The 15648-nt window shown below is 75.4% G+C and carries 12 protein-coding genes; 6 read left to right on the top strand and 6 right to left on the bottom strand.

Features of this window, described 5'->3' with window-relative positions; genetic code table 11:
- Window positions 1–78: 78 nt before the first annotated feature.
- The 3 genes from ACI797_RS25590 to ACI797_RS25580 are packed head-to-tail and all read right to left on the bottom strand — an operon-like array spanning window position 79 to window position 3597.
- The gene (locus ACI797_RS25590; protein WP_456862761.1) at window positions 79–798 is read right to left on the bottom strand and encodes a hypothetical protein; all 720 of its coding nucleotides are present in this window, start codon (window positions 796–798) and stop codon (window positions 79–81) included.
- On the bottom strand, window positions 795–2306 hold the full coding sequence (locus tag ACI797_RS25585; RefSeq protein WP_456862758.1) for a hypothetical protein: 1512 nt from the start codon (window positions 2304–2306) through the stop codon (window positions 795–797). The genes ACI797_RS25590 and ACI797_RS25585 overlap by 4 nt, the downstream gene beginning before the upstream one ends.
- Window positions 2307–2337: 31 nt before the next feature.
- Window positions 2338–3597: a hypothetical protein gene (locus tag ACI797_RS25580; protein ID WP_456862755.1), complete on the bottom strand. Its 1260-nt coding sequence runs from the start codon at window positions 3595–3597 to the stop codon at window positions 2338–2340.
- Between the two features lie 433 nt (window positions 3598–4030).
- Between ACI797_RS25580 and ACI797_RS25575 the strand changes: the two genes are divergently transcribed.
- Window positions 4031–6910 carry a PKD domain-containing protein gene (locus ACI797_RS25575; RefSeq protein WP_456862752.1) on the top strand — a complete coding sequence of 960 codons (2880 nt, stop codon included), beginning with the start codon at window positions 4031–4033 and terminating at the stop codon, window positions 6908–6910.
- Between the two features lie 62 nt (window positions 6911–6972).
- On the opposite strand, the gene ACI797_RS25570 is transcribed toward ACI797_RS25575, so the two are convergent.
- Entirely contained in the window at window positions 6973–7449 is a 477-nt protein-coding gene (locus ACI797_RS25570; protein ID WP_456862749.1) for a PaaI family thioesterase, read from the bottom strand.
- Between the two features lie 116 nt (window positions 7450–7565).
- Between ACI797_RS25570 and ACI797_RS25565 the strand changes: the two genes are divergently transcribed.
- Window positions 7566–10079, top strand: a complete 2514-nt coding sequence (locus ACI797_RS25565) for a hypothetical protein (protein ID WP_456862746.1) — start codon at window positions 7566–7568, stop codon at window positions 10077–10079.
- On the opposite strand, the gene ACI797_RS25560 is transcribed toward ACI797_RS25565, so the two are convergent.
- Window positions 10076–11098, bottom strand: coding sequence for an LLM class flavin-dependent oxidoreductase (locus tag ACI797_RS25560; protein ID WP_456862741.1), 1023 nt, complete (start codon window positions 11096–11098; stop codon window positions 10076–10078). The genes ACI797_RS25565 and ACI797_RS25560 overlap by 4 nt on opposite strands.
- Before the next feature lie 132 nt (window positions 11099–11230).
- On the opposite strand from ACI797_RS25560, the gene ACI797_RS25555 reads away from it, so the two are divergent.
- Both ACI797_RS25555 and ACI797_RS25550 read left to right on the top strand, forming a co-directional pair.
- Window positions 11231–11455 (top strand): hypothetical protein, encoded by a 225-nt coding sequence (locus tag ACI797_RS25555; protein WP_456862738.1) that lies wholly within the window; start codon window positions 11231–11233, stop codon window positions 11453–11455.
- A complete protein-coding gene (locus ACI797_RS25550; protein WP_456862735.1) occupies window positions 11452–12081 on the top strand; it encodes an SRPBCC family protein in 630 nt (209 codons plus the stop codon). Before ACI797_RS25555 ends, ACI797_RS25550 begins: the two co-directional genes overlap by 4 nt.
- Before the next feature lie 2 nt (window positions 12082–12083).
- On the opposite strand, the gene ACI797_RS25545 is transcribed toward ACI797_RS25550, so the two are convergent.
- Window positions 12084–13475, bottom strand: coding sequence for a sensor histidine kinase (locus ACI797_RS25545; protein WP_456862731.1), 1392 nt, complete (start codon window positions 13473–13475; stop codon window positions 12084–12086).
- A 104-nt stretch (window positions 13476–13579) separates the two neighbouring features.
- Between ACI797_RS25545 and lpdA the strand changes: the two genes are divergently transcribed.
- Window positions 13580–14983: a dihydrolipoyl dehydrogenase gene (gene lpdA / locus ACI797_RS25540; protein ID WP_456862728.1), complete on the top strand. Its 1404-nt coding sequence runs from the start codon at window positions 13580–13582 to the stop codon at window positions 14981–14983.
- Window positions 14984–15255: 272 nt separating this feature from the next.
- Window positions 15256–15615: a sigma-70 family RNA polymerase sigma factor gene (locus ACI797_RS25535; RefSeq protein ID WP_456862725.1), complete on the top strand. Its 360-nt coding sequence runs from the start codon at window positions 15256–15258 to the stop codon at window positions 15613–15615.
- Window positions 15616–15648: the final 33 nt, after the last annotated feature.

Here is a 15648-nt window from a genome sequence, read left to right as displayed (position 1 = left end):
CCTCGGGCCCGGCCGAACCCCCCACGGCCGGGCCCGAGCTCCACCCGGTGGCTCAGGAGGAGAGTCTCAAGGAGAGTCTCAGGAGGAGAGCCGGTCCGCCAGCTCCACCAGCCCCGGGTCGTCGTCCACCGTGCCGTCCAGCGTCACGACCTGCCCGCCACCCCCGGCCCACCAGCGGGTGAGCCGGTGCAGCAGCCGGATGCCCCGCTGCAGCTCGGCCAAGGCGTCCCGCTCGCCGAGCGCCTGCACCCGGCTGTGCCGCGACCGCCGGGCGGTCAGGCGCGCCAGCGCGACCTCTGCGGGTACGTCGACCACCACCAGGAGGTCCGCTGCCCCGCGGTGCCCGGCGGCGTCGAGCGCGGCGAGCACCGGGTCGACGGCCCCGCGCAGGCCCGTCGACCACAGCGCCTGCACCTCGCCCTCGTCGACCAGCCCGACGCCGCCGCGGCGGGCGGCACGGGCGGTGGTCCGCTCGGCCACGAGCCACTGGACGAGGCGGGCGGCCACGTCACCCGTACCGGGCTGGCCGGACGCGACGACGGCTCGCGCGACGCCGGCCGTCGTCCCCGGTGCGGCCAGGGCGGCCGCCGCGCACGCCCCGGCCTTCCGGGCGAGCCGGGGCAGGGTCGGGACGGCGGGGCCGAGCCGGACCTGGGGCTGGTGCACCGTGACGCCGCGGTCGGTGAGCAGCCCGGCCAGCGCCCGGGCGCGCCGGCTCTTGCCCGACCCGGGGATGCCGGCCAGCTCCACGGTGACCGCGCGACCGGCGCGCACCGCCCCGCGGGCGAGGGTGGTCACAGGTTCGCCCAGACGGCCGCGCGCGCCTCGGCGAGCACCCGCCCGGCGGGACCGGAGGCGTCCAGCACCACGGCACCGCTCGTGCCCCAATCGGCGGAGAACACCTCGGCCGACCGGGGCCGCACGAAGTCGGCGGGGTCCACCCCGCGCTTGCGGGCCACCGCCGTGTCGGGGTCCACGCGGAGCACGAGCAGCACGTCGGGGGCACCGATCGCGGCGTAGGCGCGCTGCTCGGCCGCGACGAGGCGCCGGGCGAGGGCCGACGTCCCGTCCGCCCTGATCCACCGGGTCCGCGGGCCGTCCATCAGCGTCACCTGGTCGAGGGGGAACCGGTCGCAGACGACGACCGTCCCGCGGCCGGCGAGCCGGCGGGCGCGACGGTGCTGGCGCCGCCGGTCCCGCGCGGTGACCAGCTGCCACAGCAGCCAGGGGTGGCCGGGGAACCGGTCCCGGTGCTCGGCAGGGGTGGGGTAGTTGGGCAGCCAGGCACCCACCACCCCGGCCCGCCGGGCGGCCAGGACGCCGCCCTTGACCAGCAGCGTGGCGACGCCCCGGGGCGGCTTGCCCATGTGCAGGACACGGGTGTCGAAGGGGCCGTTCAGCCAGTCCGCCAGGCCGGTGACGAGGGTGGACTTCCCGGCGCCGTCCCCGCCGACGACGGCGACCACGAGGCCGCCGGCGACCGGGCGCTTGGTGGTCCGCTCCCCGAGCGCGTAGTGCCGGAACCCCCAGCTCACCCGCCGGGCGCAGCGCAGCGCCGTGTCGGCGGCCGGGCGGCGGCGCGTCAGGTCGGCGGCCCCGGCGACGACCCGGCGGCCGGTGGCCAGCCGGCGCATTGGTGCCGCGCCGTCGCGCAGGGCGCGGTGGTGGTCCGACCAGGCCCGCCAGCCGATGGCCGGGAGGTGCGTCTCCACGACCCGACGCAGCTCCTCGGCGTCGGCCTGGCCGGTCAGGTGCTCGAGCTCCCGGCGCTCGGCCGGGCGAAGTCCCGCCAGCCCGAAGGCCGCCGCGTCCCACGTGCTGTGCTTGAGGGCCAGCCGCAGGACCAGCAGGGCGAGCTCGAACTCGGGCGCGGGGACGGGGAACAGCCCGTCCTCGCGGCACGAGGCGAGGTAGGCCTGCTCGATCGGCACGCGGACGTTCTTCGTCGTGTCGTCCCCGAGCACCAGCTGGGCCTGGGCGTCCACGTGCACGAGGACCCCCGTGGCCGCGTCCAGGCCGTAGTAGTGCAGGACGCCGGTGATCTGCCGCGCCCGCCGCCGCGCCCGCGCCTGCACGAAGCCGCAGGACGCCAGGACCTCGAGGAAGGCCGCCAGGTGGCGGCGGTCGACGAGCAGGTCGAGGTCGTTCTCGCCCGACGCGGACAGGTGCAGCGCGTCGTTGCTCTTCCAGTGGCAGTAGGACACACCCGCCGCGCGCAGCTGCGCGCAGAGGTGCTCGACCAGGGCGAGCGGTGGGTGGCCGTCGCCGACCACGGACGGGGACGGGGAGGGGGCGAGCGGCACCACGGGTCCTCCTGGGGCTCGGGCGGTCGGGCGGCTACCGGGACACCGGCTCGGGCGCGATCATGCGATCGGGGTCGACCCCGCCGTCCGCGCGGACACCGTGGCGGGACTTCCAGCTCGCGACGGCCCGGTCGTAGACGGCCCGGTCGGTGGTCACCCGGCAGCCGGCGGGCACGTTGCCGGGGTAACCCCCCGGGCCCAGCCAGACGAGGGTGACGTCCTCGTAGCGGTCCTGCACCTGGCCGGTGCGCTCGGGCAGGCGGGGCCCGTCGTCCGGGTCCCGGAAGCGCTCCGCGGCGATGACCACGTGCCGGAGCACGAGGGCGGGGCCGTTCTCCTGGCTCTTGTAGATCTGGCCGTGGACGGCGTCGGTCGACCGGGTCTTGTACCCGCCCGGGAACGGCCGCAGGCGCACGACGCTGTGCTCGACGGTGACGCCGTGCCGGGGGCGGGCGCCGTCGAGCCCGTGGTTCTGGCAGGACAGGAACGTGTACGTGCCCTCGACGAGGGTGTCGAGGACGTGCAGCCCGTGCCAGTCGTCGTTCTCGAAGGCGTCGTCGTGGACGTCGCTGAGCCAGCAGTTGCGGACGATGCACGTGCCCGACCCCTGCGCGAAGTCCCCGTACACCCCGATCCCGTCGTGGGTGTTCCGGACGCGGACGCCGTCCCAGACCGCCCAGCCGTCGGGCCGGATCCACATCCGCGCATCGCCGTCCTGGTTGCGGTTGTCCACCTGGTTGCGGTGCGGGTCGACGTCGGCGGGCCGGCCCGCGTCGACCCACGCGTCGGTGTCGTCCTGCACGTGCTGGCCGTACTTCATCCGCTCCCAGGTCAGCGTCTCCGGCTGGGCACCCTCGACCACGCCGCCGATGAGCGCCGCGCCGGTCACGGGGGCGTCCTCGCCGATCTGGATCGGCCGGTTGTTCTTCTGCGCCGCGGTGGACCCGCCGGCGAACTCGCCGGTCTCGTACCGGGCGTCGGCGTCGAAGTACCCGACGAACCGCGCTCCGCGCATGTCCCACGTGGTGTCGTCGGCCGGTGCCGGCTGCTCGTAGGACTCGGTGAAGGTGCCGCTCTCGGTGACCAGCCGCGGCGGCGTGCGGGCGAGCAGTTCGGAGGTCGGGGCGCCCAGCGTGTAGTCGGGCGGCGGCCCGGCGGGGGCGGGCGTCGGGGAACCGCCGGGGGAGGAGGTGGGGCTCGAGGACGGCGTCGCGCTCACCGCGGGCGCCGAGCACGCCGCCGCGGGAGCCACGACCGCGGCCCCCGCCAGGAGGAGGAAGCGTCGTCGGTCCATCACCAGGTGCCCTCTGTCGTGCCGGGAGGAGGTCGGGAGGAGGCGACCCTAGGCGACCGGTGGAGTGCGGGAAAGGCCGTGGGCGGCCGCAGCGGAGACCTTTTCGGGTAATACGCCAGGCTACGTCGATCGGCGTACGCCACCTCGTGCATCCGCAGGTTGCCGGTGCGCATTCCGAGGGAGCCGGTAGAAATCTACGACGAGCACTTCCCGAATGGTCGCACAGAATTGCAAAGGCGTCATTGACAAGGGGTGTTCCGATCTCAATACTGTGCCCGTTTCAACAGTGCTGGCATTCGCGCGGTCGCAGCATTTCCGGAATTGATCCGATCGCGGCGGACGGGGGCGGAAGAAGGCGGCCATGAGGACTCGTGCGGGCCATGCGGGGCGATCGACCGGCCGGCGCGCTCGCGCGGTCCGCGGGATCGCCACGGTGGTGCTGGGGGCATCGCTGCTCGCCCTGGGCCTGCCCGTGGTCCTCGCCGGCCCGGGCGTCCCGGGGTCCGTCGCGGAGGCCGCGACCGATCCGGTGATCATGGCGGCCGGTGACATCGCCTGCGCCCCCGGGGACGAGCCCGACGACAACGACTGCCGGCACGCCGACACCGCGGACCTGCTGACCCGGCAGCCGCTGGACGCGGTCCTGCCGATGGGGGACCTGCAGTACGACCGGGCCACGGCCGCCGAGTTCGCCGGCTCGTACGACCCCACCTGGGGCCGGGTCAAGTCGATCAGCTACCCGGTGCCCGGCAACCACGAGTACGACACCGCCGGCGCGGCCGGGTACTTCGGGTACTGGGGCAGCCGCGCGGGTGACCCCTCCCGCGGGTACTACTCCTTCGACATCGGCGCCTGGCACCTGATCGCGCTGAACTCCAACTGCTCCGTCGTGTCCTGCTCGCGCGGCTCGGCCCAGGAGACCTGGCTGCGGGCGGACCTCGCCGCCAACGCGGGGAAGTGCACGCTGGCCTACTGGCACCACCCGCGCTTCTCGGCCGGCAGCGCCAGCAGCTCCGTCGGCCCCTTCTGGGACGCCCTCTACGCGGCCGGGGCGGACCTGGTGCTCGCCGGGCACAGCCACGTCTACGAGCACTACGCACCGCAGAACCCCAGCGGGGGAGCCGACCCGCAGCGCGGCATCCGCCAGTTCGTCGTCGGCACCGGCGGGGTCAACTTCGGCAGCCTGGGATCGGTGCGGCCCAACACGGTGACCCGGCAGAACGACACCTTCGGCGTCCTCAAGCTCGTGCTGCACGGCTCCAGCTACGACTGGGAGTTCGTGCCGATCGAGGGCAGCAGCTTCGTCGACACCGGGACGGGGCAGTGCCACGACTCCACCGCACCGCAGGGGCCGCCGACGCCGACCGGGCTCGCCGTCTCGGGCACGCCCACCGCCTCCCAGGTCGGCCTGGGCTGGAACGCCAGCACGGGCGCGACCGGCTACCGCGTCTACCGGAACGGCTCGGCCACCCCGCTCAACCCCGCACCGGTCACCGGGACCGCGTACACCGACACCACGGTCAGCGGCGGGACGACCTACTCGTACACGGTCTCCGCCGTCGACGGCACGGGGGCCGAATCACCGCGGTCGTCGCCGGTGACCGTGACGACACCGGGCACCGGGCCACCGGGCTCCGCCAGCCTCGACGTGCCGGTCCGGGCCGGCGCGGACGACGCGGAGGAGGCGCTCGCCGGGGCCGTCGACCTCGGCAGCAGCGACCTGGAACTGGTCACCGACGGTGGGGCGGCGCAGACCGTGGGGCTCCGGTTCACCGGGGTGGCGGTGCCCGCGGGCGCCACGATCACGAACGCGTACGTGCAGTTCCAGGTCGACGAGGCGACGACCGCCGCGACGTCGCTCACCGTCGCGGCGGAGGCCACCGACAACCCAGCGGTGTTCACCACCGCCGCCCGGGACGTCTCGGCCCGGCCCCGGACGAGCGCGACGGTGGCGTGGGCGCCCGCAGCCTGGCCGACGGTGGGCGCCCGGGGGCCGGACCAGCGGACGCCGGACCTGGCGGCGGTGGTGCAGGAGGTCGTGTCCAGACCCGGGTGGGTGAGCGGCAACGCGCTGGCCCTCGTCCTCACCGGTACGGGCAGGCGCACCGCTGAGGCGGTCGAGTCCGGCGCCGCCGTCGCGCCCGTGCTGCACGTCGAGTACACGACCGGCGGCACCGGTCCGGCCAACGCCGCGCCCACGGTGAGCGCCGGGCCCGACCGGTCGGTGGTCCGGCCGGCCGCGGCGTCGCTGGACGGCACGGTGACCGACGACGGGCTGCCGAACCCGCCGGCCGCGGTGACCACGAGCTGGACGAAGGTGTCCGGCCCGGGGACCGTGACGTTCGCGAACGCGGCCGCGGTGGACACGACCGCCACCTTCGACGCGCCCGGGACCTACGTGCTGCGGCTGACCGGCAGCGACTCGGCGCTCGCCGCCGCCGACGAGGTGACGGTCACGGTGACCGACACGGCCCCGTCGAACGCCGCGCCCACGGTGAGCGCCGGGCCCGACCGGTCGGTGGTCCGGCCGGCCGCGGCGTCGCTGGACGGCACGGTGACCGACGACGGGCTGCCGAACCCGCCGGCCGCGGTCACCACGAGCTGGACGAAGGTGTCCGGCCCGGGGACCGTGACGTTCGCGAACGCGGCCGCGGTGGACACGACCGCCACCTTCGACGCGCCCGGGACCTACGTGCTGCGGCTGACCGGCAGCGACTCGGCGCTCGCCGCCGCCGACGAGGTGACGGTCACGGTGACCGACACGGCCCCGCAAGGGGTGACGCTGGACGTGCCCGTGCGGGTGGCCGCCGACGACGCCGAGGAGCGCGTCTCCACCGGCGCGGTCAACCTCACCAGCGGTGACCTCAACCTCGGTCAGGACGGCGCCAACGCGCAGGTGTCGGCGATGCGGTTCACCTCGGTGGCGGTGCCGGCCGGGGCGACCATCACCCGGGCCTGGGTGCAGTTCCAGGTCGACGAGGTCTCCACCGCCGCGTGCAGCCTCACCGTGGTCGGGGAGGCCGCCGACAGCGCGGCGGCGTTCACCACCACCGCGCGGAACCTCTCCGGCCGGGCCGACACGACCGCCACCGTGACCTGGACCCCGGCGTCCTGGCCGACCGCCGCCGCCCGTGCCGAGGCCCAGCGCACGCCGGACCTCGCGGCGGTCGTGCAGGAGATCGTCGGGCGGGCCGGCTGGGCCAGCGGCAACGCGCTGGTGCTGACCGTCACCGGCACCGGCACCCGCGTGGCCGAGTCCTACGACGGCGGCCCGGCCCGCGCCCCGGTGCTGCACATCGAGTACACCGCGTGAATCGACGGCCTCGCGCCGCTGCGGCAGCGCGAGGCCGGTCCGGGCCTCCGCCGGAGACGGGTTCAGTGCGCTGCCCCGGGCGGACGGACGCGGAACCGCTTCCAGACCGCGCTGCCCGTGGCCCGCGGCTTGCCGTCCCAGGCGAGCTCGACGGCGACGGTCATCTCCGCCTCGGCGGCCGCGGTGACGCGGCCGGTCAGGTGCAGCGCCTCGTCGAGGGGCGTCGGCCGCAGGAAGCGCACCTCGAGGCCGGCGGTGACCCAGGGCAGGACGCGGCCGTCCTCGCCCGTGAAGCCGCGGCGCTGCGCCTCGGCGAAGACCGCGGCGGCGCTGTGGCAGTCGAGGACCGTGCAGAGGATCCCGCCGTTGACGAAGCCGAAGCCGTTGTCGTGCTCCGGCCGGGGCACGAACGTCGCCGTGACGGTGTCACCGTCGGCGTAGCTGCGCAGCTTGAGCCCCGCCGGGTTGGCGTGCCCGCACCCGAAGCAGGTCAGCGTCGGGTAGAGCCGCTCCTGGATGCTGAGCCCGCCGTCGGTCATGCGGCGATCTTCGCGCGCGGCCGGGGTTCCGGGACCACCGCGTCCCGTGAGCCGCCACGGCGCCGTGCGCTGCGCCACCATTCCGCCAGCGGCACGGCGCGTCAGGAGGGGCGACCATGGAGCAGCTCGACCGACCTGCGCCGCCCGCCGGTGCGAGCGCGGTGCCGGTGGTCCCGCCACCGCCCTCGCTGCCCCGACCGGTCCCGCTGCCGGACGGCGCCCCGGCGCCGGTCGACGGCGGCCGGCTGGCGGGGGTGGTGCTCGCACCGGGCGCCGGCCAGGCGTTCAGCGGGGAGGACCTCACGAGCCCGGCCACGGCCCTGGGCCGCGGTGAGGTGCCCGCGCTGGCCGACGGCGACCCGGTCGACGTCCTGCAGCTGCGCATCCACGGCGTCGGCGGCGCGCCGGCCCCCGACAACCTCGAGTCCCCGGCCACCCTGCAGGTCGCCGGGGACGGCCGTGCCGGCTTCTTCCGGGCGTGGTTCCCGGGCGGGACGGCCCGTGGCCGGCCACGGGTCGAGGCCTACTGCTGGGGACGGCTGAACTACCAGGCCTCGTGGTCGGCGCTGTGGCTGCTGCTGCTGCCCTTCGGCCTGGTCAACGTCGCGCACTGGGCGCTGCCCGAGCGGGGCGCGGCCGTCCTGCGCCAGGGTGCCCGCGCGGTGCTGCGGCTGCTGGCGCTGACCCTGACCGCGTCCTTCGTGGCCACCACCGCCTACCTGCTCGTCGACCTGGTGGCGTGGCAGGCGGCGTCGGTCGGCACCCTGTGGTCGTGGCTCGGCTGGTTCGCCGATCTGGGGGCCGGCGTGCGCATGGCGCTCGCCGGCGCCGTGGTGCTGCTCGTGGTCGCCGTCCTGTGGTGGCTGAGCACGCGCACCCAGGGGGCCTACGAGCGCCGGGCACCCGGGCCGGGCATGGAGGAGCTGCCGGGCCTCGCGCTCTCGCGCCCGACGTTCTGGTGCGGTGAGCGCCCGCTGGTCCGCCAACGCCGGGCCCACCTGACCGTCGCCTCCTCCGTGGTGGCGGCCGTCCTGCTGCTGCCGGAGTCGTCCGCGCCAGCCGTCCGCTGGGTGCTGCTCACGCTGTGCGCCGCGCTGGCCGCGGTCGCCGTCGTCGCCCTGCTGACGCCGTGGGCGGACCGGATCGAGCGGGCCGGCGACCCGCGCGACGTCGGGGACGCGGTCACGGCCGGGGTCGCCTGGGCCGCGCTCGGGCTGGCCGGGGGCACGGCGCTGGCCCGCCTGTGGTGGCGGCCGCACCCGAACGGCGCCGCCCTGCCGGGGGACCGGGCGCTGCAGGTCGTGGTGCTCGACGTCAGCCTGGGCCTCGTCGTCGTCCTCCTGCTCGTGGTCTGCCTGCAGCGGCCGTGGGCAGGCACCGACGTCATGGGCCGCGGGCTGACCTCGGTGGCCGTCGCCCTGACGGCGACCCTGGTCGCCGGGATCTTCAGCGCCGCCCTGCTCATGACCGCCGCCAACCTGCTCGCCCGGCCGACGTACACCCAGACCGCCTCCGGAGGGGGCGGGGAGCCGGCCCGGCTGGCCCTGCCGGCGACGGTGTTCGCCTGCGGGCTGGCGTTCGCCGTGGCCCTGGTGTCGACCCTCCTGGCGGGCCTCGCGCTGGCGGTGGTCCGGTGGCGGACCGCCCGGGCGCTGGCGACCGGCACCGCACCGTCGTCGGTCGGCGCGGTCTACGCCGACCGCGGCGCGGCGGCGCCGGGGACGCGGCGCGCCCGGCGGGCGGTGGCGGGCCTCTGGGCCACCTCCATGCTGACCGACCGGGCCGCGCCGGTGCTCTTCGGCGTCGCCGTCCCGACCGCGCTCGTGCTGGTCGGGTACCAGTTCCTGCCCTGGAGCGCGTGGAACCTGCTGGCCGGGCTCGCCTCGCTCGGCACCGGGGCGGCCGTCTTCGTCGCCGGGCTCTTCCTGCTCTTCCTCCGGTCCGCGCTGACCAGCAGCGGATCCCGCAAGCGCGTCGGCTTCTTCTGGGACGTCGTCACCTTCTGGCCGCGGGCGTGCCACCCGTTCGGCCCGCCGAGCTACGCCGAGCGCTCGGTGCCCGAGGTCGTCACCCGCGTCCGCCGGGTCGTGGGCGACACGGCCCACGGCCCGACCGACCCCGCGCTGGCCCAGCAGCTGGCGGAGGCCGTCGGCGGGGTGCCCCGGGAACCGCACTCGCCCGTCGTGGTCGTCGGGTACAGCCAGGGGACCGTCATCGCGGCGGCCGTCGTGGCGCAGCTGCCCCGCGGGGTGCGGCGGCACGTCGCGCTCCTCACTCTCGCCGCGCCCGTGCGGCGGCTCTACGGTCGCGCCTTCCCCGCCTACTTCGGCGCCGAGCAGATCGAACGGCTGGAGGGCGCGCTGACCGACGACGGCGTCGTCCGCTGGCACAACCTCGTCCGGCTCAGCGACTACATCGGCGGCTGGGTGCGGCGGGACCCGTACGACCCGGACGGCGCCCGTCCCGGGATCGACTCCGCCATCGTCGACCCGCCGGTGCTGTGGACCGACGACAACCCCTCACCGCCCCCGGCGCACCTGCACAGCGACTGGTTCCAGGACCCGCAGACCTGGCCCTACCTGCGCGGGCTGGTCGACGCGGTGGCCCCGCGGGCGGCAGCCCACCGTTAGACGGAGGGTCGCCAGCCGAGCGCCGGGCCGAGGTGCTCGGCGATGTCGGTGAGGATCTGCACGTAGTCCTCCGGTGCGAAGCTGAACGGCAGGGCGAAGGCCACCTCGGTGACCTCCTGGAAGCCGGCGTGGGCGTACAGCGCCTCGGCGATCTGCTCGGAGGTGCCGAGCAGGTCGCGGGCGAAGAGGAGCCGGGCCGGCCCCTGCGGTGCGGCCGTCCGCGGCGTGCGCGCCTCGACGTAGGCGGCGTACCTCGCCCGCTGCTCGGCCGTGGCCCCGTCGGTGGGGATGACCACCAGGCCCTGCGAGACCCGGGCGGCGGCACCGTCGGGGTGGGCGGCCCGGAAGGCCCGGACGTGGGAGGCCTGCACCTCGGCGAAGTCCTCGGACTCCTCGGCCTTCACCACGCTGCTGGTCAGGAAGTTCATCGCGTGCTCGCCGGCCCAGCGGGCCGAGGCCAGGCTGCCGCCGCCGTACCACATGCGGGCGCGCAGGCCGGGGGAGTGCGGCTGCACCCGGTCCGACCACTCCTCGACCACGCCCTCCCGGCCGCTGAACGGGCTGGCCTTCTCACCGGCGACGAAGCGCAGCAGCCGGTCGACCCGCTCGTAGCTGAAGTCCTCGACGTGGGCGGTGTCGGGGTAGAGCGCGTCCTTGACGTCGTCCCAGCGCATCGGCGGCCCGATGCTGACACCGGGGTTGAGCCGCCCGCCGGAGAGGACGTCGACGGTGGCGAGGTCCTCGGCCAGGCGCAGGGGGTTCTCCCACGCCAGCGGCGTGACGGCCGTGCCGAGCTCGATCCGCCGGGTGCGCTGGGTCGCCGCGGCGAGGACGGCGACCGGCGAGGAGATGCCGTACTGCAGGTGCCGGTGCCGCACCCACGCGCTGTCGAAGCCGAGGCGCTCGCCGAGCTCGATCACCGCCAGGGTCGTCTCGTGCCCGGGGCCGGGGTCGGCGCCGTCGAACAGGCCGATGGTGAGGAAGCCGAGCTTCGCGAGCGGTTCCGAGGGGGCGGGCACGGGCCGATCATGGCGCATCACTGGATAGCGACCCGGTCCGCCGCCGCATCCTCGAGCTGCTCGCCGACGGCGAGCTGCCCGCGGGGGAGATCACCGCGGTGGTGCGCGCCGAGTTCGGCCTCGCAGCCGGGGGTGTCGCAGCACCTGCGGGTGCTCCGCGAGCACGGCTTCGCGCGGGTCCGGGCCGACGGCGCCCGGCGGCTGTACGCGGTGGACGCCGGGCCGCTGCGCGAGGTGGACGCGTGGCTCGACCGGTTCCGCCGCACCTGGGACCAGCGCCTCGACGCGCTGGCCACCGAGCTCGCCCGCGGCAAGCGCCGCCGGCGCGACCGCACCACCACCGAGGAGGACACGTGAGGGAACTGCTGGACGAGATCGCGGCCGCCCACCGGGCGGTGGCCCGGCGGGGGAGCGGGGACGACGAGGAGGTCGCCGTCCGCCTGAGCCGCAGCTACGACGCCGACGTCGAGGACGTGTGGGACGCGATCACCGACCCGGAGCGCCTCCGCCGCTGGTTCGCCCCGGTGGGCGGGCGGCTGCGGCAGGGCGGCGAGTTCCAGGTCGAGGGCAACGTGGGCGGGGAGATCCGCCGGTGCGAGCCGCCGCGGCAGCTCACCGTCACCTGGGGCGGCCCGACCAGCGTCGTCGACGTCCGGCTGCGCGCGGACGGCGACCGGACGGCGCTGGAGCTGGAGCACACCGTCCCGCTGGCGATCGCGCAGAGCGGCGCCGGCGCGCTGTTCGTCGCGCCCGGCTGGGAGATCGGCTTCCTGGCGCTGGGCCGCCACCTCGCGGGCGCGGTCGTCGACGACCCGGCGGCGTGGGAGAGCACGCCGGAGGTGCAGCGCTCCGCGGCGGCCGCGATCGAGGCCTGGGTCGAGGTCGTCGGCGCCTCGGGCACCGCGTCCGCCGACGAGATCGGGATGCTGGCGGAGATGGCCCGCGCGCAGTTCGCCCCCGTCCTGGGCACCGACGGCGCCTGACGTCAGGTGGTCCGACCGCGGGGCAGGCGCACCACCAGCACCGTCTCGCCCGGGCGCCCGTCGACGGCGATCTCGCCGGAGTGGCGCTCGACGATGCGGCGGGCGACGTCCAGGCCGAGCCCCACGCCCTGGCCGACCGGCTTCGTCGTGAAGAAGGGGTCGAAGGCGTGCCGGCGGACGTCGTCGGTCATGCCGGGCCCCGTGTCGCCGATCTCCACCCGCACGTCCCCGCGCGCGTCGGTGCGGGTGGAGATCCGCAGCGTCCCGCGGCCGGCCATCGCGTCGAGGGCGTTGTCGACCAGGTGGGTCCAGACCTGGTTGAGCTCGGCGGCGGACGCCTCGATGCGCGGCACGTCGGCGCCGTAGTCGCGGACGACGGCGACCTCGGCCGGCACCCGGTGCGCGAGCACGGCGAGGGTGCTCTCCAGCCCCTCGGCGACGTCGGTCCACTGCAGCGCGGCGCGGTCCACCTGGGTGTAGGACTTCACCGCGGCGACCAGGCCGGAGATGCGGTGGGTGGCCTCCTTGACCTCGCCCAGCACGGCGGCCGCGGTGAGCGTGCTGGCCACCCACTCCAGGCCCGGGGTCAGCGCCCGGTCGCCGAGCACGCCGGCGGCCTGCTCGCACCAGTCGACGTCGGCGCCGGCCACGGCCAGCGGTGTCGCCAGCTCCCAGCCCCGCTCGACGCCGCGGTCCTCCAGCCAGTCGGCCACGGCCTCCTCGCGGTCGGCGACCTGCAGGGCGCTCTCCGGGGCCGGCCCCGGGGCCAGCCCGCGGCGCAGCGCGTCGAGCGCCGCGAACCGCTCCGGGGTGGTGCCGGCCGCGGCGAGCCGCCGGAGGGCGACGAGCATCCCGTCCTGGCTCTCGGCCAGGACGTCGACCGCCCGGGTCGCGGCGGCGGCCGGGTTGTTGATCTCGTGCGCCAGCCCGGCGGCCAGCGTGCCGAGCGCGACCAGCGACTCCTTCTGGCGGGCCGCGGCCTCGAAGCCGCGCGCGGTCCGGACGACCCCCTCGATCAGGTGGACGCCGAGCGGGAAGCTCGCCGTCCCCCATTCGCGCAGCGCCGCGGCCGGCACCCGGAAGAACCGGCCGGACGTCGTCGCGCGCGCCGTCGCGAGGTACGCGCCGTGCTCGTCCCACGCGCGGAACCCGCCGGCCCACCGGCCGGGCACGTCCATCGTCCCGAGCAGCGTCTCCTCCCGGCCCACCCGGCGGACCAGGTCGAGCGCGCCCTCGAGCAGCACCCACCAGAACTCGGCCGGCCGCCCCGCGAGGAAGGGCTCGTCGCCCGGCGCGAAGCGCACCTCCTCGCCCAGCACGGCCAGCTCCCGCAGGTGCGCGTCGTCGGTCCCGTCGAACAGACCCAGCGCACGCAGCTCCTCCACCTCGATCACCTGGCGAGCCTGGCCAGCGGGCGGGCCGGCTGTCCAGACCCGCGGTGACGGACGCCGCACCGTGCGGACGGCGGGGTCCTCGGCGGCGGTCCTAGGCTCTCGGTATGCCGCATTTCGACGTCGTCGTCCTCGGTGCCGGTCCCGGCGGGTACGTGGCCGCGATCCGCGCCGCCCAGCTCGGCAAGAGCGTGGCCGTGGTGGAGTCCAAGTACTGGGGCGGGGTGTGCCTCAACGTGGGCTGCATCCCCTCGAAGGCGCTGCTGCGCAACGCCGAGCTCGCGCACATCGTGCGCGACGAGGCGAAGACGTTCGGGATCTCCGGTGACGTCACCTTCGACTTCGGTGCCGCCTTCGACCGCAGCCGCACGGTCGCCGACGGCCGGGTCAAGGGCGTGCACTTCCTGATGAAGAAGAACAAGATCACCGAGTTCGACGGCTGGGGCACCTTCACCGACCCGCACACCCTGCAGGTCGCCCTCGACGGCGGGGGCGAGGAGACGGTCACCTTCGACAACGTGATCATCTCGACCGGCGCGACCACCCGGCTGCTGCCGGGCACCTCGCTGTCCGAGCGGGTGGTGACCTACGAGGAGCAGATCCTCACCCGTGAGCTCCCCGGCAGCATCATCATCGCCGGCGCCGGGGCCATCGGCGTGGAGTTCGCCTTCGTGCTCCGCAACTACGGGGTGCAGGTCACCATCGTCGAGTTCCTCGACCGCCTGCTGCCGCTGGAGGACGAGGCCGTCTCCAAGGAGCTGGCGAAGGCCTACCGCAAGCTCGGCATCGACGTCCTGACCTCCACCAGGGTGGAGAAGATCGACGACTCGGGCGACCAGGTGACCGTCACCGTCTCCGACGCCAAGGGCACCCGCGAGCTGACGGCGGACAAGGTCATGCAGGCGATCGGCTTCACGCCGCGGGTCGAGGGCTACGGGCTGGAGAAGCTCGGCGTCCAGCTGACCGAGCGCGGCGCGATCGCGATCGACGACTTCATGCGGACCAACGTGCCGCACGTGTACGCGATCGGGGACGTGACCGCGAAGCTCATGCTGGCCCACGTCGCGGAGGCCCAGGGCGTCGTCGCCGCCGAGACGATCGCCGGCGCCGAGACGATGGAGCTGGACTACGTGATGATGCCGCGCGCGACGTTCTGCGCGCCGCAGGTGGCCAGCTTCGGCTACACCGAGAAGCAGGCCCGCGAGCTGGCCGACCAGAAGGGCTGGAAGGTCAAGGTCGCGCAGTTCCCGTTCACCGCCAACGGCAAGGCGCAGGGCCTGGCCGAGCCGGGCGGGTTCGTCAAGCTCATCTCCGACGAGACCTACGGCGAGCTGCTCGGCGGCCACCTCATCGGTCCCGAGGTCACCGAGCTGCTGCCGGAACTCACGCTCGCGCAGAAGTGGGACCTCACCGCGCTCGAGCTGGCGCGCAACGTGCACGCCCACCCGACGCTGTCGGAGGGCCTGCAGGAGGCGATCCACGGCCTGGCGGGGCACATGATCAACCTCTAGGTCCGCGCCCTCACCGGATTCCCCGGGCCCGGCGGGTCCCGCTCCGGCGGGGCCTGCCGGGCCCGAGCCGCGTCCGGCGGACCTGTGAACCGCATGTGCGTCGGGTGGTGGAGTGGACAACTACCCCGGGGCTCCGGCAGAATTGACGGCGTACAGGGGAGTACCCCTTCCGCGGAACGTCGTCACTACGGCCTGGCACCAGGCTCGGCGCTCCGGCCCGGCACCGTGCCGGGTGGGGGAGACCTGCCGACCACGTGTTGGAGGTCTCCGCCATGACCGCTGCTGCCATCCGCGCTGAAGCCCCCCTCGCCCACGGTCCCCTCGCGGACCAGGGCTGGACAACCCCCACCTGGGACGAGGTCGTCCGCGAGCACTCGGCGCGCGTCTACCGGCTGGCCTACCGGCTCTCCGGCAACCCGCACGACGCCGAGGACCTGACCCAGGAGACCTTCATCCGGGTCTTCCGCTCCCTGGCGAACTTCGAGCCCGGCACGTTCGAGGGCTGGCTGCACCGGATCACCACGAACCTGTTCCTGGACATGGTCCGGCGCCGGCAGCGCATCCGGTTCGAGGCGCTGCCGGACGACGCCGAGCGGCTGCCCGGGGGGGGGCCCGGCGCCGCGGGGGGGTGAGTGGACACCCAACTGGTCCCCCCGATCACGCCG

This window comes from Geodermatophilus sp. SYSU D00691 (assembly GCF_054050275.1).
Note: the sequence above shows the minus strand (reverse complement) of the source record. Positions and strands in the feature narration are given on the sequence as shown.